Origin of the sequence: Bradyrhizobium roseum (assembly GCF_030413175.1) — a bacterium.
GTDB lineage: Bacteria > Pseudomonadota > Alphaproteobacteria > Rhizobiales > Xanthobacteraceae > Bradyrhizobium > Bradyrhizobium roseum.
On sequence record NZ_CP129212.1, the window covers coordinates 6,082,214 to 6,101,887 of the forward strand.

15 protein-coding genes are annotated in these 19,674 nt (G+C 62.9%); 1 reads left to right on the forward strand and 14 read right to left on the reverse strand.

Translation table 11 applies throughout. The annotated features are described in order from the left end of the window. Window position 1: 1 nt before the first annotated feature. The 13 genes from QUH67_RS28720 to QUH67_RS28780 form a co-directional block, all read right to left on the reverse strand. Entirely contained in the window at window positions 2-1,285 is a 1,284-nt protein-coding gene (locus tag QUH67_RS28720) for an acetyl-CoA C-acetyltransferase (RefSeq protein ID WP_300942855.1), read from the reverse strand. Next, the gene (locus QUH67_RS28725; protein WP_300942856.1) at window positions 1,285-3,552 is read right to left on the reverse strand and encodes an acyl-CoA dehydrogenase; all 2,268 of its coding nucleotides are present in this window, start codon (window positions 3,550-3,552) and stop codon (window positions 1,285-1,287) included. Before QUH67_RS28725 ends, QUH67_RS28720 begins: the two co-directional genes overlap by 1 nt. A 247-nt stretch (window positions 3,553-3,799) precedes the next feature. Continuing rightward, window positions 3,800-4,063 (reverse strand): hypothetical protein, encoded by a 264-nt coding sequence (locus tag QUH67_RS28730; protein ID WP_300942857.1) that lies wholly within the window; start codon window positions 4,061-4,063, stop codon window positions 3,800-3,802. A 263-nt stretch (window positions 4,064-4,326) separates the two neighbouring features. Beyond that, window positions 4,327-5,574, reverse strand: a complete 1,248-nt coding sequence (locus QUH67_RS28735) for an SMP-30/gluconolactonase/LRE family protein (RefSeq protein WP_300942858.1) — start codon at window positions 5,572-5,574, stop codon at window positions 4,327-4,329. A 331-nt stretch (window positions 5,575-5,905) separates the two neighbouring features. After that, entirely contained in the window at window positions 5,906-6,682 is a 777-nt protein-coding gene (locus QUH67_RS28740; protein WP_300942859.1) for a potassium channel family protein, read from the reverse strand. A 69-nt stretch (window positions 6,683-6,751) separates the two neighbouring features. After that, entirely contained in the window at window positions 6,752-7,768 is a 1,017-nt protein-coding gene (locus QUH67_RS28745; RefSeq protein WP_300942860.1) for a L,D-transpeptidase family protein, read from the reverse strand. A gap of 67 nt (window positions 7,769-7,835) precedes the next feature. Then, complete coding sequence (locus QUH67_RS28750) at window positions 7,836-8,459, reverse strand: flavin reductase family protein (protein ID WP_300942861.1); 624 nt, start codon at window positions 8,457-8,459, stop codon at window positions 7,836-7,838. 81 nt (window positions 8,460-8,540) lie between these two features. Next, window positions 8,541-9,146 carry a TetR/AcrR family transcriptional regulator gene (locus QUH67_RS28755; RefSeq protein ID WP_300942862.1) on the reverse strand — a complete coding sequence of 202 codons (606 nt, stop codon included), beginning with the start codon at window positions 9,144-9,146 and terminating at the stop codon, window positions 8,541-8,543. A gap of 19 nt (window positions 9,147-9,165) precedes the next feature. Continuing rightward, the gene (locus QUH67_RS28760) at window positions 9,166-12,318 is read right to left on the reverse strand and encodes an efflux RND transporter permease subunit (RefSeq protein ID WP_300942863.1); all 3,153 of its coding nucleotides are present in this window, start codon (window positions 12,316-12,318) and stop codon (window positions 9,166-9,168) included. An 81-nt stretch (window positions 12,319-12,399) separates the two neighbouring features. Next, a complete protein-coding gene (locus QUH67_RS28765) occupies window positions 12,400-13,506 on the reverse strand; it encodes an efflux RND transporter periplasmic adaptor subunit (RefSeq protein ID WP_300942864.1) in 1,107 nt (368 codons plus the stop codon). A gap of 232 nt (window positions 13,507-13,738) precedes the next feature. Next, window positions 13,739-15,049, reverse strand: coding sequence for an MFS transporter (locus QUH67_RS28770; RefSeq protein ID WP_300942865.1), 1,311 nt, complete (start codon window positions 15,047-15,049; stop codon window positions 13,739-13,741). A 142-nt stretch (window positions 15,050-15,191) separates the two neighbouring features. Then, window positions 15,192-16,373 carry a winged helix-turn-helix domain-containing protein gene (locus QUH67_RS28775; RefSeq protein WP_300942866.1) on the reverse strand — a complete coding sequence of 394 codons (1,182 nt, stop codon included), beginning with the start codon at window positions 16,371-16,373 and terminating at the stop codon, window positions 15,192-15,194. A 60-nt stretch (window positions 16,374-16,433) separates the two neighbouring features. Continuing rightward, complete coding sequence (locus tag QUH67_RS28780) at window positions 16,434-16,682, reverse strand: hypothetical protein (protein ID WP_300948206.1); 249 nt, start codon at window positions 16,680-16,682, stop codon at window positions 16,434-16,436. 632 nt (window positions 16,683-17,314) lie between these two features. Here QUH67_RS28780 and QUH67_RS28785 point away from each other — a divergent pair. Then, window positions 17,315-17,947: an OmpA family protein gene (locus QUH67_RS28785; protein ID WP_300942867.1), complete on the forward strand. Its 633-nt coding sequence runs from the start codon at window positions 17,315-17,317 to the stop codon at window positions 17,945-17,947. Window positions 17,948-18,200: 253 nt separating this feature from the next. Here the strand turns inward: QUH67_RS28785 and QUH67_RS28790 are convergent, their stop codons facing one another. Then, the gene (locus QUH67_RS28790) at window positions 18,201-19,463 is read right to left on the reverse strand and encodes a phospholipid carrier-dependent glycosyltransferase (RefSeq protein WP_300942869.1); all 1,263 of its coding nucleotides are present in this window, start codon (window positions 19,461-19,463) and stop codon (window positions 18,201-18,203) included. Window positions 19,464-19,674: the final 211 nt, after the last annotated feature.

A 19,674-nucleotide genomic window follows, 5' to 3' on the forward strand; every position in this document is an offset into this window, starting at 1 on the left:
CTCACACCATCTCTATCAGCATCGCGCCGCCCTGCCCGCCGCCGATACATTCGGTGGCGATGCCCCGCCGGGTGCCCAGCCGCTTCATGGCGTTGACGAGGTGCAGCACGATACGGTTGCCGCTGCAGCCCACGGGGTGGCCGAGGCTGATGGCGCCACCATCGACGTTCAGCTTGCTCTGGTCGAGTTCACCCGCCGCGCCGTCAAGGCCGAGGATCTCCTTGCAGAATTTCTCGTCGTTCCAGGCGGCGAGACAGCCTAGCACCTGCGTCGCGAATGCTTCGTTCAATTCCCAGGTCTCGATATCGCCAAGCGTCAGTTCGTTGCGCTTCAGCAGCGCACTGGCCGACAGCACCGGCCCCAAGCCCATGATGCCCGGATCGAGCGCCGACCACTGGCTGTCGAGAATGGCGGCCTTGGGCGTCAGCCCATGCTTGGCCACCGCCTCTTCGGAAGCGAGGATCACCCAGGACGCACCGTCGGTGATCTGCGAGGAATTCCCCGCCGTGACCTTCCCCCACGGCCGCTCGAACACCGGCCTCAGCTTCGCCAGGCTCTCGGGCGTGGAATCCGGGCGGACGCCGTCATCGTGATCGTAGAATTTTCCGTCACGGGCGAACGCGGTCTCGACCTCGCCCTTGAGCCAGCCTTCCGATTGCGCCTTCGCCAGCCGCTTGTGGCTTTCGGCGGCATAGGCGTCCGACTGCGCGCGGGTGACGCCGAAGAGATGCCCGACCACTTCGGCGGTCTGGCCCATATTGAGTTCGGTGATGGGATCGGTCAGCCCGCGCTCCAGCCCGATGATCGGCTTGAAATAGCTCGGCTTCACTTTCAGCGCCGCCATGATCTTCGCGCCGATGCCTTTTGCCCCGGCAAGGCCCGCAAACCAGCGTACCCCCTGCTGCGGCCATACCAGCGGCGCGTGACTCAACGCCTCGGCGCCGCCTGCCAGAATCAGGTCGGAGACGCCCTCGCGGATGTAGCGGTACGCCGTGTCGATCGACTGCATGCCGGAGCCGCAATTGATCTGCACCGTGAAGGCGACCATCTTCTCACCCATGCCAAGCCGCAGCGCCGCGACGCGGGCCGGGTTCATCTCATCGGCGATGACGTTGACGCAGCCCAAAATCACCTGATCGAAGGCATCGGGCGCGAACGGTTGCCGCGCCAGCAGCGGCCGGCCGCACTGGACGGCGAGATCGACCGGCGTGAACGGCCCGGGACCGGAGCGCGCTTTCAGGAACGGCGTCCGGCTGCCGTCGACGATAAAGACCGGTTTGGCCATCAGCTTGCTGCCCTCTGCTCACCCAGTTCCTGGAAGAACTGATGCACATCGGCAGGTTTCTTGTAAATCGGCGACAATGCCTCAGGAGCGAAATCGTCGACCTCGATGACTTTGGCAACGGCCTCGTGCGCGGCCTGCAACTTCTCGCCGTCGGACTGCGTAATGACGCCCTTCTTGACCGCCTCTTTCCAGTCGTGCAGGCGCGCGGCGCGCATCTGCCTGGAAACATCTTCCGCCGCGACGACCAGGAGGAACGCCTTCTCCAGCCGGGCGACGCCGCCATCGTCGTCGACATGCGAAAGATCGGCCGTCAGGCGATCACGCGCTGCCGACGGCTCGAGCACGAGCTGCGCGCATTGATGCACGACGCGGTCCGACGGGCCGGTCACCTTGGCGCCGAATGGCTGGATCAGGAATTTGAGGATCACCGCCACGAACCGGTTCGGCAGGTTGGCCAGGATTTCGGCAAAGCGGTTTTCGATGGTACGGAAACCACTTGCCATGCACCATTCAAGTGCTGCGAAATCCTCGCGCTGCTGCCCCTCGTCCTGCCAGCGCTTCAGCGCGGCCGACAACAGGTACAGCTCGGACAGGATGTCGCCGAACCGCGCGGAAAGCATTTCCTTGCGCTTGAGCGCGCCGCCCAATGTCAGCAACGCCATGTCGGCGCACAGCGCAAACGCCGACGAATAGCGCGAGAGCTGGCGATAGAAACCCGTTGCCTCGCCGGCATCGGGCGCGGGCGCAAACAGCCCGCCGCTCCAGCTCCGGCCCCACGCGCGGAACATGGTCTTGAAGCTGTGACCTACATGCGCCCAGAACGCCTTGTCGAAGGCATCGAGCCCCTTGGTGCGATCGGCTTGCCCCAGTGCATTCATTTCATCGAGCAGGAAAGGATGAGCGCGAATAGCGCCTTGGCCGAACACGATGAGGTTGCGCGTCAGAATATTGGCGCCCTCGACGGTGATGCCGACCGGCACCGAGCGATAGAGATTGCCGAGATAGTTTTGTGGGCCGTCGATCACGGCCTTGCCGCCATGGATGTCCATGGCGTCGTCGATCGCGATCCGCATCCGCTCGGTGGCGTGCAGCTTCATGATGCCGGAAATGACCGCGGGATGATGCCCCTGGTTGAGCGCCGCGCAGGTCAGCCGGCGCGCGGCATCGAGCAGATAGGCGGTGCCGGCCATACGGGCCAGCGGCTCCTCGATACCTTCGAACTTGCTGATGGAAATGCCGAACTGCTCGCGAATGCGCGCGTAAGCGCCTGACGTGCGCGCCGCATAGGCAGCGCCGGCGGCCGACAGCGACGGCAGCGAGATGCCGCGGCCGGCGGCGAGCGCCGTCATCAGCATCTTCCAGCCCTGGCCGAGCCGCTCCTGCCCGCCAATGATATAATCCATCGGGATAAAGACATCGCGGCCCCAATTCGGGCCGTTCTGGAACACCTGCATCGACGGCAGATGCCTGCGGCCGATCTCGACGCCGGGCAGATCGGTCGGGATCAGCGCGACCGTGATGCCGATTTCGTCCTGATATCCGACGAGATGATCGGGATCGTAGGCCTTGAAGGCGAGACCAAGCAGCGTCGCGACCGGCCCCAGCGTGATGTAGCGCTTGTGCCAGTTGAGCCGCAGGCCGATCACTTCGCGGCCTTCAAAGTTGCCCTTGCAGATGATGCCGGAGTCAACCATCGAGGCGGCATCGGAGCCGGCTTCCGGGCTGGTCAGGCCGAAGCAGGGAATGTCGGTGCCCTCGGCCAGCCGGGGCAGCCACCTGCCCTGCTGCTCCTTGGTGCCGAAACGCATCAACAATTCGCCCGGCCCGAGCGAGTTCGGCACCATCACGGTGACGGCGGCGGTCAACGACCGGGAGGAAAGCTTTCGTACCACCTCGGAATGCGCATAGGGCGAGAAGCCCAGCCCGCCATATTCCTTGGGGATGATCATGCCAAAGAACTTGTGGCGCTTGATGAAGGCCCATGCCTCCGGCGGCAGGTCGCGCCATTCCCAATTGATCTTCCAGTCGTCGAGCATGGCGCAGAGGTCGTCGACCGGACCGTTGAGGAAGGCCTGCTCCTCCGCGGTCAGCGTCGCCGGCGCAGTCGCCAGCAATTTCGACCAGTCGGGATTGCCGGTGAAAAGGTCGGCGTCCCACCACACGTCGCCGGCTTCCAGCGCTTCCCGCTCGGTCGCGGACATCGTCGGCAACACGCCGCGCGCCCAGGCGAAGATCGGCTTGCTGATAAAATCGCGGCGGAAGCTCATGGCGAACTCTCCTGGTCTGCGGCGCGACGTCGCGCCGCACGTGGGCCAGACGACGGCTCATTCTAGCTGAACACCGGGGTTTCGGGGCGGCTCGCATCGGGAATGAAGCGGAATTGATGAACCCGGAGATAACGGTGGAGACGCTGAAGCGTTCCGAAAGGTCTGCATTATCCGATGGTTGAGACAGCCTCTTGACACTCCGGGGCGCGACGAAGTTGCAGGCCCGGAAGATCGCGACAGCCCGGCCTTATGAATCGCGCTTGCTGCGCCGCCGCTCATTGGGAGCGAATACGGCAAACACTTCCTTCACGCGAACGGCAGGTGTGACATCCCGGGCAAGGCGTTCGGCCGTGGTCCGGGTTTCGTCTGCCCGCGGCGCGTAAAGGGCGCTGGAGTATAGCGATCCGTCGAACCGCAAATGGCTCTCGTCGTCAGTAAGATAGGCACTGGACACAAACAGGAAAACGAGCAGCGTCGATCCCACGACGGTAGAATAGTTGAATACGGGCATCGGTGCACACGCCTCTTCCTCTTCTTGAAGAGGAGGGTGCGCCACGCGCCATAAAAGTCGGGTTTAAGCGTGCCCCACTTTTGCCGGAGCGGTTGGCCGCCGGTTGCTGATTTAGGACGAATTTTAATGAATCGGTTTTCCCCCGCCGCCATTCCGGGGCTCGCGCAGCGAGAACCCGGAATCCATGATGAGACCGGCAATGTCGCTCGTTGGATTCCGGGCCTGCGCCCAAGAGGGCGCATCCCGGAATGACGGAGAGCCGCTCAACCCGGCCCCGCCCCCTGCGTGGCCGTATAGACCGCATACAGCGACTGGCTCGCCGCCATGAACAGGCGATTGCGCTTGGGGCCGCCGAAGGCGACGTTGCCGCACACCTCCGGCAACCGAATGCGGCCGAGTAGCTTGGCTTCCGGCGACCACACCGTCACGCCGCTGTAACCGACGGCGCGGCCTGCATTGCTTGAGGCCCACAGGTTGCCGTTGACGTCGCAGCGCAGACCGTCGGGTCCGCACTTGACGCCATCGACCATGCAATCGGTGAACCGCTTGTGGTTGGAGAGCTTGTTGTCGGTGCCGACATCGAACACGAAGATCTCGCCCTTGCCGCCCGGCCCGGTGTCGCCCGGCCCCTTACCGGTCGAGGCGACATACAGCTTCTTATAGTCGTGCGAGAAACAGAGCCCGTTGGGATCGGGTACCTGCTCCTCGGTCACCACGAGGTCGACGCGGCCGGACGGATCGATGCGATAGCAGTTGGTCGGCAGTTCGCGCCGGCCCGGCACGAAGCCGGCCGGCTGCCCGATCTTCGGATTGAGCCTGCCGCTCGCGTTGCTCGGACCGCCTGCGACATCAGGCTCACCCTCATAGAGTTGGCCGCCATAGGGCGGATCGGTGAACCAGTAGCTGCCGTCGGGATGAGCGACAACGTCGTTGGGCGAATTCAATTTCTTGCCGCCGAAATTGTCGGCCAGCACCGTTGCGGTGCCGTCATGCTCATAGCGCACCACCCGGCGGCTGAGATGTTCGCAGGAAAGCTGGCGGCCCTGGAAGTCGAACGAATTGCCGTTGGAATTATTGGACGGCGTGCGGAACACGCTGACGTGACCGTCATCTTCCGACCATCGCATCTGCCGGTTGTTCGGGATGTCGCTCCACAGCAGATAGCGGCCCTGGGCGCTCCAGGCCGGGCCTTCGGCCCACAACAACCCCGTATGCAGGCGCTTGATCGCCGTGTTGGGCTGGGCCAGATCGTTGAAGGACGGATCGACTGCAATGATATCCGGGTCCCAGAAATAGGTCGTCGGAGCGCCGCGCGGACTGAAATCGCGCGGCGGGTTGGTGATCGTGGACGGCGGCGCCACCGGGCCCGGTTGCGAGCCGCCTTGAGGCCCACTCTGTGCCAGCGCGGCGCTTGCGCCCGCCACGGTGGCGCCGGCACATAACGCCAGACCATGGACAAGCGTTCGTCGAGATATCGCGGCTTCTGGATCGCGCTGTTTTGGCTGTTGCATCGCATCCTCCCAATGTCTGTGCCGGCCGTTGATCCGGCCTGGCAACCCAAGGTTAGTCCGGTCCGTTTCCGGTTGCGAGAGCTGCTTTCAATTCGGCTCCCTCATTGAGGTTTGCACGCGATCGTGGCGTTACCTCGTCAACGCTTCGCTACCCGTGATTTGGAGGTCGACTTGGGGCGATTGCCCACATGGCTACGAAGCGCGCGATGTGCCAGTCAGCCGCCGCTTCTTCGCATGCTCTGGCAGACAGCCCTGTCCGCTGGACAACGCAACAGGAAGACGTCCACCTGGCAGATATTGCGTTGCAACGCGGGCGCTGCGGGCGGGACGGCTACGTCAAACCTTCGTCGGGAATGTTCAACACCTTGCCGCAGGCCTTGCAGTGAACCGCATCGCTGTCATGGCGCTGCAGCCCGCAGGCCGGGCAGGCAAACCGCACCTTGTGGGGCGAGAGCAGCGCGCGCGCCAGATTGAAGAACAGCGTCACGCCAAAAATCATGATGACGACGGTGATCATGCGGCCGGTCGTTCCCGGCAGGGTGATGTCGCCAAAGCCTGTCGTGGTCAGCGCGGTGACGGTGAAGTACAGCGCGTCCGCATAATTTCCGATCTGCGGGTTACGGAACTTCTGCGTCTCGTAAACGATCGCCGTCATCACGAAGATGAAGACCGCGAGATTGGTGACGGCAAAGATCACCTCCTCATTGCGCTGGAAGAAGGTGCTGTCCTGACGCAGCCGGGCCAGCATCTGGTAGTCGCGCAACAGCCGCAACGTTCGCAGGATTCGCAGGAATCCGCCGGCTTCTCCGGCGAGCGGCGCCAGGAATGAGACGATTGCCACGATGTCGGCCCAGGTCGAGAAGCGGCTGAATTCGCGCATCCGATGGCGGCTGGCAAACAGCCGCGCGGCGAAATCGGCGAGAATGACGACGCCGAACACGATGTCGAACGCTTCCGTGATGTGGTTCGACGGCAGGAACGACGTCGCGATGATGAACAGGACGGTGACGATGTCGAATGCCAGCAGTCCATAGCGGAATCGGACGCCGTCAGGCGTGGCGCCTTCGTACAAGTGTCGAACGGATTTCTGGAATGCGGCAGCCGGCATGGCGCTATATTCGCCGCCCAGGCGCAGCATTGCAAATGGTGGTGAGTGGCGAACACATGGCCGCAGGCGTCACTTCTTGGTCGCGGCCTCGCGCTCGATGAAGGCCACCTCGGTGCCCTTCTTCAGCAGCTTCGCCAGCCGGTCGACGTCCCAGTTGGTGAGACGGACGCAGCCATGCGATTCCGATTTACTGACTTTTGCGGGGTACGGCGTGCCGTGGAAGCCATAGCTTGCCGACGAAAGGCCGATCCAGTGTGTGCCGGCTGGATTGTTGGGACCGGGCTTGATCGTAAACGCCTCTTTGGATCTGACACCCTTGAACTTGTAGTCCGGATTGTAACGGTAGTTCGGCCGCGCATCGATCGAGGTGACCTTGAGCGTGCCGCTCGGCGTCGGCTTCTCGTCGCTCCCGACGCTGGCCGGAAAGAAGGCGAGCAGTTCGACGGCCTTTCCGAGGACCCTTACGGTCTGGGCATCCTTGTCGACCTCGACGCGCCCGACTATCGGCTTGGACCGCTTGGGCCGAGCGCCGGCCTCCTTTGGCAGGGTGTTCAGCACGGAGATGGTCTGACCGGCCTCATCGAACTTCTTGCCTGGATTAAGCGCGTCGAGCAGCGCCTCGCTCATGTGGAATCTTTCGGCGAGCGCCTCGCGCGGGCTCGTATAGTCCAGCGATTTGAGGTCCTTCATGTCATCCATCTTCGCGGGCATCTTTTTCAGGAACGGCCCTTTAACGTCACTTTCCGTGATCTTGTAGTCGATGACGACTGGATCCGAGCTGGTGGCCAGCAGGGCGCCCCAGACTTCGGAAGTCAGGATCTGCTTGCCCACGGCAAGGCTTTTCGATTCAGAAAAGGCCTTGAGTGCCTTCTCCGCGTTCTCGCCGAGCTTGCCGTCGATTTCTCCCGGCGAGAAACGGGCACGGTCGAGCAGCACCTGCGCCTTGACGACCGCGGGATGAATTCGATCCTCGTCCGGCACCCTACCCTTGAACTCGGCGTTGTTGACCGCCGCCGCGTCGAGGCCAGCGAAGGCGGGCGCGGCGAGACAGACAAGCGACATCAACCCGGCGAGCAATCGGATCATCGGCAATCTCCGAAACGACATCTGATAAGGATTTGAGCGGTTCGGGGTTCCGTGCGCTCACGCCCGCTCAATCAGGTCGGATCATCTCGAACATGTTTTCCGGCTTGATCTCGAAATAGTCGCCCTTGCGGCCGGCGCGGACGATCGGGTGAGCCAGGCCGGTCTGGTAGACGCCGTCCTGGATGAGGGCCTTGTCGATATGCACGGCGACGACCTCGCCGAAAGTGACCCAGGCCTGCGCCTTTTTGCCATCGGCACCCTGCAGCTGGACGACCTGCGTCAGCTTGCATTCGAAGGCCACCGGGCTCTCCGCCACGCGAGGCACGTTGACCAGCTTGCAGGGCGCGGCCGTGACACCCGCGAGCTTGAATTCGTCGACGTCGCGGGCGACATGCGCCGCGGTCGCGTTCATCTGCTTCGCCAGGTCCATGGTCGCGAGATTCCAGACGAACTCACCGGTGTCCTGAATGTTGCCCGCGCTATCCTTCCAGTTCGTCGAGGAGAAGCCGATGATCGGCGGCACGTAGCAGAAGGCGTTAAAGAAGCTGTAGGGCGCCAGATTGATGTTGCCGCTGCCGTCGCGCGAGGAAATCCACCCGATCGGGCGCGGGGCGATGATCGCGTTGAAGGGGTCGTGCTTGAGGCCGTGGCCGTTCTTCGGCTCGTAATAGTGCAGGTCTTTGGTGGTCACGTCGGTTGTTTCCTTGTCATTCCAAATTCGATGCCTAGGCATCGCCCCGGAACGGCGGGGAAGTCAACCGGTGAATGCCGGTCAATTCGCCTTGCGCGGCTCGAGCGCCCGGAACAGGAAATCGATCATCTGGTCGATCGTGGCGCTGGGCTTGTTCATGGCCTGCGCGATCATCTGCGGGTGGAAGAAGCGGATCATGCCGGTGCAGGTACAAAGCGCAGTGAGCGGCAGGTCCGGGGCCTCGAACTCGCCTGACGCCACGCCCTGGGCGATCACCTGGCCTATGATGCCGGTAATGCATTCAATGTGGACGACGCAGACGTCCCAGTCCTCCTCCATCGCGATCTCAACCATCTCGTGGAGCTTGGAATCGCCGACATAGCGCTCCGTGTTCATCCGGTTGATGGCCTTGAGCAGTTCGCGCAGACGAGGTTTCGCCGGACCGGGCCGGGCCGCTATCATGCGCGCCTCGACCTCGACCTCGCCCATCAGCGTCCGCGCCACGCCCTCGTGGATCGACTTCTTCGAATCGAAGAAGCGATAGACGTTGGCGGGACTCATCCGCAGTTCCTTGGCGATATCGGCAACCGTGGTCTTCTGGTAGCCGATCTGCCGGAACAGACGCTCCGCCACCACGAGAATTCTTTCCCGGGTGTCCGTCTCGACGTGTTCCGAAACCAGCGCCATGTCAGTTCTCAATGTTCAATTATTCGGCGGCGTCGGCAAGCGGAATTGCATGCTGACCCTTGGCCTGCTCCTTGGCCTGATGTTGCGGCGCAAGATCAGGCCCCTCGGCGCGGCCGGCTTCATCCAGGCTCTTCCTGAACCAGAGGGCGTAAAGGCCCGGCAGGTACAGCAAGGTCAGGAAAGTTGCAACAAACAAGCCGCCCATGATGGTGATCGCCATCGGGCCCCAGAAGGCGGAGCGCGAAAGCGGGATCATCGCCAGGATCGCGGCCAGCGCCGTCAACACCACCGGGCGCGCACGGCGGACGGTGGCCTCGACGATGGCTTCCCGGCGGGTCAAGCCCTGCGAGACATCCGACTCGATCTGATCGACCAGGATCACGGCGTTGCGCATGATCATGCCGGCCAGCGCGATAAGGCCGAGCAGCGCTACGAAACCAAACGGCTGGTTGGCCAGGTTGAGGCCGAGCGAGGCGCCGACGATGCCAAGCGGCGCGGTCAGGAACACCAGTAACAGCCGCGAGAAGCTGTGGAGCTGGATCATCAGCAGCGTCAGCATCACCATGACCATCAGCGGAAACAGCACGAAGATCGAGGCGTTGCCCTTGGCGGATTCCTCGAACGCACCGCCTGGTTCAATCCGGTACGCAGGTTCGAGATGATCGCGGATTTCCTTCAATTTGGGCCAGATCTGATTGGTGACATCGGGTGCCTGGACGCCGTCGACGACGTCGGTACGGACTGTGATCGCCATGTCGCGGTTGCGCCGCCACATGATCGGCTCTTCATGGGAATACTCGATCTTCGCGATCTGTTGCAGCGGCACGGCAACACCATTGCGTGACGTCACAGTGAGGTCACCGACGCTCTTGAGGTCGAGCCGTTCGGACGGGATTGCACGTGCGACCACGCCGACCTTCTCGATGCCGTCACGAATCGTCGTGACCTGCGCACCCGAGATCAGCATGGCGAGCGCCTGCGAAACGTCCTGCGGGGTCAGGCCGAGCGCCCGGGCGCGGTCCTGATCGACCACCAGCTTCAGGTAAGGCGACTGTTCGTTCCAATCGAGTTGCGGCTCCACGACGTTCTTGTTCTGCCGCATGACGTCGCGCACCTTGTAGGCGATGTCGCGCACGGTGTTGGCGTCGGGGCCGATCACGCGGAATTGCACCGGGAAGCCGACGGGCGGGCCGAAATTGAAGCGGTCGATGCGCACGCGGGCTTCGTTCAGATCGCCGTCGGCGACCGCCTTCTCCAGCCGCGCCTTGATTCGCTCGCGGGCCTCGACGTCCTTGGAAACGATAACGACCTCGGCGAAGGCCTCGTTCGGCAGCTGCGGATTGAGGCCGAGCCAGAAGCGGGGCGACCCCTGACCGACATAGGAAGTAAAGGTCACGATGTCCTTGTCGTCCTTGAGCAGCGCCTCGGCCTTCTTCACGGACTTTTCCGTGACGTTAAAGGCCGTGCCTTCCGGCAACCGCAGTTGCAGGAACAGCTCCGGCCGCTCCGACAGCGGGAAGAACTGCTGCTGCACGTTGCCGAAGCCCACGATCGAGAGCGCGAACACGCCGACGGTGGCCAGCACCACCTTGACGCGGTGGTCGACGCACCATTGCACCATGCTGCGCAAACCGCGATACATCCGCGTCTCATAGACGGCATGCGGATCGTGGTTGTGGTGGACCGCGATGTTCGGCAGCAGCTTGACGCCGATATAGGGCGTGAAGATCACCGCCACGAACCAGGAGGCGACCAGTGCGATCGCCACGATCCAGAAGATGCCGCCGGCATATTCGCCGACCGCCGAATTGGCAAAGCCGATGGGGAGGAAGCCGGCGGCCGTGACCAGCGTTCCCGTGAGCATCGGGAACGCCGTCGATTCCCAGGCGAAGGCGGCTGCGCGGACGCGGTCCCAGCCCTGCTCCATTTTCACCACCATCATTTCCACGGCGATGATGGCGTCGTCGACCAAGAGGCCGAGCGCGATGATCAGCGCGCCGAGCGTGATGCGATGCAGGTCGATCGACATCGCGTTCATGACGATGAAGACGATGGCGAGCACCAGCGGCACCGACATCGCGACCACGATGCCCGTGCGCCAGCCGAGCGCCACAAAGGAGACGAACAGCACGATCGCGAGGGCCTCGATGAAGGAACGCACGAACTCGCCGACGGCGCGCTCGACCACCTTCGGCTGGTCGGCAATCTGCTCGACCTCGATGCCTTGCGGCACGGCCTTCATGAAGTCGTTGGTCGCCTTCTCGACCTCCTTGCCAAGCTCCAGAATGTTGGCGCCCTTGGCGGTGACCACGCCGATGCCGAGCGCCGGCTTGCCTTCCTGGCGGGCGACGAAGCTTGGAGGATCGACGAAGCCGTGGGTGACAGTGGCGATATCGCCGAGCCGGAACACGCGGCCGTTGCTTTCGACCGGGCTTTCCGCCACCGCCTTGGCGCCATCGAGCGCGCCGGTGACGCGCAGCGGCACCCGCTGCGAGGAGGTTTCCACCGTGCCCGCGGGCGTGACGTTGTTCTGCTTGGCCAGCGAATCGAACAGCGCCTGCGGCGTGATGCCGAGCGTCGCCAGCTTGGCGTGCGAGAATTCGACGAAGATCCGCTCGTCCTGGGTGCCGTAGAGATTGACCTTGGTGACGCCGTTCACCTTCAACAGCCGCTGGCGCAAGCCTTCGCCCGCCTTCTTCAGCTGCGCATAGTCGGCGCCGTCGCCGGTCATCATGTAGAGAATGGAATCGACGTCGGAGAACTCGTCGTTGACGGTCGGCCCGAGCAGGCCCGCAGGCAACTGGCCCTGCACGTCGGCGAGCTTTTTGCGCAGCATATAGAACAGATAAGGCACGTCCTTCGGTGGGGTCGAGTCCTTGAACGTGACCTGCATCGCCGTGAACGACGGTTTGGAATAGGTCTGCACCTTCTCGAAGAAAGGCAGTTCCTGCAGCTTCTTCTCGATGGGATCGGCGACCTGGGTCTGCATTTCCTGCGCGGTGGCGCCGGGCCAGATCGCGGAGACGTTGACCACTTTCACCGTGAAGAACGGGTCCTCCGCGCGGCCGAGCCGCTCGTAGGAGAAGAAACCGGCGACGCCGAGCACGATCATCAGGAACAGGATCAGGGTCGGATGGCTCACCGCCCAGCCCGAGAGATTGAAGCGCTTCATGTCACTCTCCAACTTCCAGATTCGCTTCCGCCGTCGCTCTTCGAGCTATGGGGGACAAGCCTCGCAATGAAGGCAAAAAACTCAGAACGACAGCGCCGAGACCACCCGGACCTTCTGGGCCGGATCGATCTTCTGCACGCCGAGCGCCACCACCTTGGCGCCCTCGTTGACGCCGCCCGAGATCACGACGGCATTGCTCTCATAGGATTTCACGATCACCGGCTGCAGTTTCACGGCGCCGGCATCGTCGACGATGTAGAGCGAGGGATTGCTGCCCTGGCTGAACAGTGCCGAGAGCGGCAGTCTTGCGACGCGCTCGGTGGCGGCGTCCGCCAGCGTCAGAGTCGCGGTCATGCCGAGCGAGACCTTGTCGTCGGCTTCCGGCAGCGAGAATTTGGCGAGATAGGTCCGGGTCGCCGGATCGGCCGACGGCGCGATCTCGCGCAGTTTTGCGGTGTATTTCTTGTCCGCGTCCGACCACAGCGTCACGCTGGCGGTGCCTGACTTGGCGCGGCCGACGAGCGTCTCCGGAATCGCGACCACGGCTTCCTTCTCGGCAAAGCGCGCGACCCGGATGGCGGTCTGGCCGGCGGCCACGACCTGGCCGGGATCAATCAGGGTAGCGGTGACGACGCCACGGCTGTCGGCCAGCAGCGTCGCATAAGAGAGGGAGTTCTTGGTGAGCTCGACCTGGCGCTCGGCGCGATTGAGCCGCGCCCGCGCCTCGTCGGCGGCGGCGCGGCTTTGGTCCATCTGCGCATCGGTAGTCCAGCCCTTGGCGCGCAGATCCTTGGCGCGCTGCTCGGAGGCGCCCGCTTGCGCCAGCACGCCGGTGGCGGCGCGCAATTCCGCCTCGGCCTGCTCGGCCTGCAGCTTCAGGTCGACCTCGTCGAGGGTGGCGAGCGGTTGGCCGACATCGACGGTCTGACCAACCTCCACCAAACGCTTGGCGACCTTGCCGGGAACCCGAAAGCCCATGTCCGTCTCGATCCGGGGCTTGATCGTCCCGACAAAACTGCGCTCCGGCGTCTCGGCTGCGTAGTGCACGGTGGCGACCAGGACCGGACGTCCGGGAGCGGGCGCCTCGGCCGCCTTTTCATTGCACCCGGCCAAGGCAAATACCGCAAAAGCCAACGAGGCTCCTGTTAATAGCCTGGAATAGCTAGAAAAAAGGGATCGGACGACCATCGCTAATCTCCATCGGAACTCTGATGAAGACTATCGATTGGCGACTGACGAATGTCAATAATCGTCAGTGATCAGGAATTCGTGAAGGAATGTGTAGTTAAGGGGTAATTGATTTTCCTGGTTCCGGCGCGGGTCGTACGGACCCGATTGTCGGATGGGAGAGCGGGAGAGAAACCCATCCTGCCGCGGCGCAAGGGTTTGATGGGTTTCGCTCCGCTCTACCGCTCCTACATTACTTCGCGTTTGCAAATTCCGTCTCGGTGTCATGCCCGCCGAGGAACACGAGCAGCCCTGCCGCGAGCGGCAGCAGCGACAGCACCAGCAATCCCGTCGAGGTGTTGCCGGTCGCTTCCTTCACCCAGCCGATCAGATACGGCCCGCCGAAGCCCGCGAGGTTGCCGATCGAATTGATCAGCGCGATCCCCCCGGCCGCGGCCGTGCCCGACAGCCACGCGGTCGGCAGCGTCCAGAACACCGCAAAGGTGCAGAAGATGCCGATGGCGGCGACGGTCAGCACCACCATGGTGACGGTGGGGTCGGTGATGTAGCTCGTCGCGCCGAGCGCCAGCGCGGTGAGCAGCAGCGGCCCGCCGACATGGGCGACGCGCTCGCGCGTGGCGTCGGAGTGCCGCGCCCAAAGGATCATCGCGATGGTGCCGAACAAATAGGGGATCGCCGTGACGAAGCCGGTTTGCGCGTTGGTGAGGCCAAAGGCCTTGACGATCTGCGGCAGCCAGAACTGCATGCCATAGAGCGCGCCGACGAAGCCGAAATAGATCAGGCTCAGCGTGATCACCTTCGGTGACGACAGCGCTTGGCCGAGCGTCAAATGTTTTGCCGCCTGTTTGGTCGCAATTTCCGCCTGCAGTTTTGCAGATAGCCAGGCCTTTTGTTCCGCGGTCAGCCAGTCGGCCTTTGCGGGCTTATCGGTCAAATAGAACCAGGTGACAAATCCGAGCAGTACCGAGGGGATGCCTTCGATGATGAACAGCCACTGCCACCCCTTCAACCCCATCATGCCGTCGAGCCCCAGCAGCAGGCCGGAGACCGGTGCCCCGATCACGGTGGATACCGGAACGGCGACGGCAAAGGCGGCGAGGAACCGTGCGCGGTATTCGGCCGGATACCAGTAGGTGAGATAGAGAATGATGCCGGGGAAGAAGCCGGCTTCCGCCACCCCGAGCAGGAAGCGCAGCACGTAAAAGCTCAATTCGCCGCTCACCATCGCCATAGCCGCGGAGATGACGCCCCAGGTCACCATGATGCGGGCGATCCAGCGGCTGGCGCCGAATTTTTCAAGCGCGAGATTGCTCGGCACCTCGAAGATGAAATAGCCGATGAAGAAGATGCCGGCGCCCCAGGCGTAGATCAGCGGCGTGAACTTCAGGTCGTCGTTCATGGTCAGCGCGGCGAAACCGAGATTGACCCGGTCGAGATAGGAAAAGAAGTAGGCCAGCACCAGAAACGGGATCAGCCGCCAGGAGATCGCACGGATGGTCGAGGTTTCGATATCGCTCTTCGCGGGCGCGGCAGGCTGGCTCATGGTTTCACCTTCAGGCTTCTTGTTGCCGGCGACGGATTAGCGGCGGGCGCCACTGGTTGCAACGCGAGATTCCGGTGCCGGCGAACCGCGGGCATTCCGTTAGCGAAGGGCCGATGGTCGCAAGCGCGCAAGCAGCGGCTTGTTAATCCGCCAGTTGAAACCGCTCGAAGCGATGCAGTTCTTCCTCAATGCGGCGCTTGAAGTCCTTGCGAAGACTGCGCATTGCGCCCTTTCCGACCCAGTTCCACTTCTGCATCAGGAGCTTCTTGTTCTGCCGATCGGTCTTCAGGTCGATGGCGGCGACGACGTCGCTGCCGACCAGCACCGGCAATGCGAAGTAGCCGAAAACCCGCTTTTCCTTCGGCACATAGGCCTCGAAGCGGTGGCCGTAATCGAAGAACAGCTCGGTACGCTTGCGCTGGATGATGAGCGGGTCGAACGGCGAGAGGATGTGCACCGGGCCTGCATCGCCCTCGCCGGCCGGCACGTGCCCGTTCGCCTCGAGCACGTCCGGCCGGGCCCAATGCTCCTGCTTGCCGGCGCCTTCGAGCGCGACCGGCGTCAATTCCTTGCGCCGCACCTGCGCCTCGATCAGGCGGCGCACCGCCGCCTTGCTCGGCGCGTCGAGGTGGCAGATCGAATCGAGGCTGACGACGCCCTGCGACCGCAACGCGCGATCGAGGAGGTAGGCGGATATCTCCGCCGAGAGCGCCGGCTTCGGCGGCTTGTCCCAACCAAAATGCCGCCCCATCAGCTCATAGGTCTTCAGCATGCCGGTGCGTTCGGAGATCGTCACGTCACCGGTGTAGAAGGCCAGCTGCAGCGCCCGCTTCGAGGGCTTGCGGCTCTGCCACAGATGTTCCTTCTCGGTCAGGACGTCGTCCTCGATGTCGCGGATCGTCAGCGCGCCATCGCGCCGCAACAGCCGCATCACCTTCCGCGTATCCTCGGGCTTCACGGAAGCGAACCAGCGGTGCCCCTCGCGCCGATGCTCGCGCATCGCCGGGACGAAGAACCGAAAATCCTTGGCCGGCACATAGGACAGCGCGTGCGTCCAGTATTCGAAAACGCTCTTGTCGACGCTCTGCGCCTGACGCAAGTCGGCGCGGGCGTAGGCCGGGATGCGGCTATAGAGAATATGATGATGGCAGCGCTCGACGACATGGATGGTGTCGATCTGCACATAGCCGAGATGATCCACCGCCGCCGCCACCGCCTGCGGTCCGGCGCCGAACGGCTCGCTGGTATCGAGCCGCTGGGCGTGCAGCCAGATTCGGCGGCCTTCGGTTTTGGTCAGGGGACGGGGTTCGGTCGCGCGGGGCATCGCCCGGCAATGTAACCGGATTCGCAGGCATGACGAGCCCGGTTTCCCCTGCTTGATCGGCTATGGACCAGGCTCCGCCTTCCGCTTCTGCCGGTCCCCGACGCTGCCGGTTGGGATCTCCGCCTCGCATGACGCGCGGCCGGGCTGCGGCGCATGGCATTTATAGACCTGGCCGGTAAGGCGATCGACCAGCCAAGCGCTCTCCTCCGTCGGGCTTTCGAACCCGACATAGCGGTTGCCAATCGCGTTGATCAGCGTCGACAGCAAGATTGCAGCGGCGATCATCGCCGCACCGATGAGTGTTGGCATTGAATTGCTGGAACCGGCAGGCTCCGATGCGCTGGCACGATACCCCTGGTAATCACGCTGTCGCTTGACTGACTGTAACACCCGCCCCGCCCGTCTGGTTGCCCAACCGAATTCTTCTTCAGATTTTTTTGCGAGTCGATCTGCTACGCGCGCATCTGGCCAATTTGTTGTCGACAGATCGACGTTGGCGCGACGGATGACCTTTTCTTTTCTAAAGAGCGCTGCAGGAAGCAACGGACTTTCCGTATTTGTGCGGAGGCGCCCGATGTCACGCGCTCGCGTCGTCCCGACATCGTGCATTGCGCTGCACGACATGCGGGTCGACGCACTGCGGATCGCCGCGCACCGCTGCCGCTACAGTCAAACGATCCTCCCGCTCGTCGATCGAACGTGTGGTTTATCACGCAGTCCGGGTTGGACGATTCGTCGACGAACGACGGCGCGACATGCAAAATGACGCCTTGTCGGTCTGAAAGCGCCGCACCCAGCCGCTTTTGAGCCAAGCTGGCGGAAAGCCGGCGGTTACCCATGTGACTTGAATCACATAGCTCACTTTGAACCCGTCCTATGCTTGCAGCATCAAAACGTCATGCACGCCAATTGCAGGGCGTTTAACCATGAGGATTAGGACAATGAACCGCTTTCTTTCCATCATGACTGCCGGCGCCGCTCTCTCGATGACGGCCGGCCTGGCCGTCGCCGGCGACACCGTTTCGGCCGAAAAGATCCTGGATGCCCTGAAGCCGAAGGCGAGTGTAAGCCGCGGCCTTTCAACCGGCCCGCAACAGCCGGTGGATGTGGCCGTGCAGGCCAAGGAAAACACTTTCGTCAACACGCTGCGCAACCGCAAAACGCGATCGCTGTCGCTCGGCGAGCGTCAGGAGATTGCGGAACTTGCCGCGACCAAGCCGAAGATCGATCTCGAAATCCAGTTCGACTACAATTCGGCCGATATCAGCAAGACCTCGGTAACCGCCGTGCAGGAACTCGGCAAGGCCCTCTCCGATTCGACGCTGAAGGGGTCGACCTTCGTGGTGGCCGGTCATACCGACGCAATGGGCGGCGAAGCGTATAACCAGGATCTTTCCGAACGTCGCGCCGATACGATCAAGAAGTACCTGACGGAGAAGTACGGCATCGCCGGTTCCAACCTCGTGACCGTCGGTTACGGCAAGACCAGGCCGAAAGATGCGAATGCGCCGATGGACCCGGCCAACCGCCGCGTTCAGGTCGTCAACATGGATACCAAGACCGCGTCGAAGTAAGGCTTTGGATCTCGATCCGCCTGCCGGTTGCGGCAGGCGGACTTTCGTTGCGCAATCGTGGCTCCGGCCCCGGGCGGTCAGTGCCGCAACGGCATCGCCAGCGCCTCGCGGAGGCGCCGCGCGAGTTGGGCCTTGCGATTTCGCGCGATCTGACCTGTCAACCTGCCAGCGTGGCTCTTGCAGCGGCGGAACCGCCCGCCCGATCGAGGCTCGCCGTTGACGGATCGTCCGTTGGCACCATGCAAAGCCCGCCTCAAATCCAATTCTGGAAGATCATCAGGCGGCTGAAAGCCGCCATCGAAGTGCCAATGAATGCAGCCGATATCGGCAACATCGCAACAAAGCCGGCAAAGCCGACGGCAACATAGACCCACAGCAGCCAGCGGGGCGTGCCGCCCCGCTTGAAGGCATAGACCAACGCCAGGCTCGCGGTGGTCGCCGACGGCAGGTAATAATAGATGAAGGCGAGCGTTCGCGGCAGCAAAGCCCAGGCGAGGTAAGGGCCGAGATAGAACGCCAACACCAGAAAGGCATCGGCCCGCCGCGTCGCGATCCAGTCGCGCAGGCAGATCGCAACCGCGATCAGCGCCGGCCACAGGATCAGCGGGTTCCCGAGAAACACGACGGCGGCGATCCGGTCTTCGCCGATCCTGTCGAAGAGATACCAAACCGGGCGCACCAGGAACGGCCAGGATGGCCATGAACTCATATAGGTGTGGCCCGCGATCGCGGTCGTGGTGTTATCGCTGAAGATCCGCCGTTGCGCTTGCAGGATATCGGAAGCGGAAAATCCGTAGAGCGGAATGAACGTCGCGAGATAAACCGCCGCCGGCACCAGCACGAAGCAGATGGCGAAATGCCACCATTTGAAATCGGGCCACAGACCGGGCCTGTACCAATCCTCAGGTCGTGCGTCGGCAAACTCAGTGCGCCAGCCCTGCATGAGGCGGATCGCCCCGACGATGACGATGCAGACCGCGAGCGCGAACAGCCCGCTCCATTTGCAGCCGCCCGACAGGCCGAAGCCTATCCCGGCCAGCGCGAACCAACGATGTGGCCGCTCCTTGCGAAAGCCATGGATGAACGCCGCGATCGCGAACAGGCTGAAGCTGAGTGCAAAAATATCCAGCATCGCGATGCGTGACTGCACGAACAGCATCTGGTTGAAAAACGCGAGCAGGCTTGCGGCAATCGCCGGTCCTTGCGCCGCAAACAGCGCCAGCCCGCACAGATACACAGCAACGACAGCGAGCGATCCGAACACGACGCCCGGATAGCGCCACCCCAGCGGCGCGTCGCCGAACGAATGGATCGACAGCGCGATCAGTTGCTTGGCGAGCGGCGGATGCATCGGATTGAGCATCGGTTCCGGCATGACGGGCTGAAGCATCTGCCGTGACGCCGGCACGTAATGCACCTCGTCGAAATAGAATTTCTCCGGCGTGGTGACGCCGACCAGCATTGCGAAATGCGCGACGAAGAAAAGAATGGCGGCGGTGATGCCTGTGCGGAGCATCACATAAGACGAAACGGAATGTGATGAGGCGGATGGCTTCACGAAAAATCCGACACGAAATCAGAGGCAGGATGAGATTGCGGCAAAACTGAGTGTGATCTCTCGATACTTTTCTGTCCATCGCATTGAACGCATTTCGATTCCGCGATCACTAAACAACGGGCAAGTAGGTCTGCGCGAGTGATAATTCTGCTACATCGCGCACGCTCGC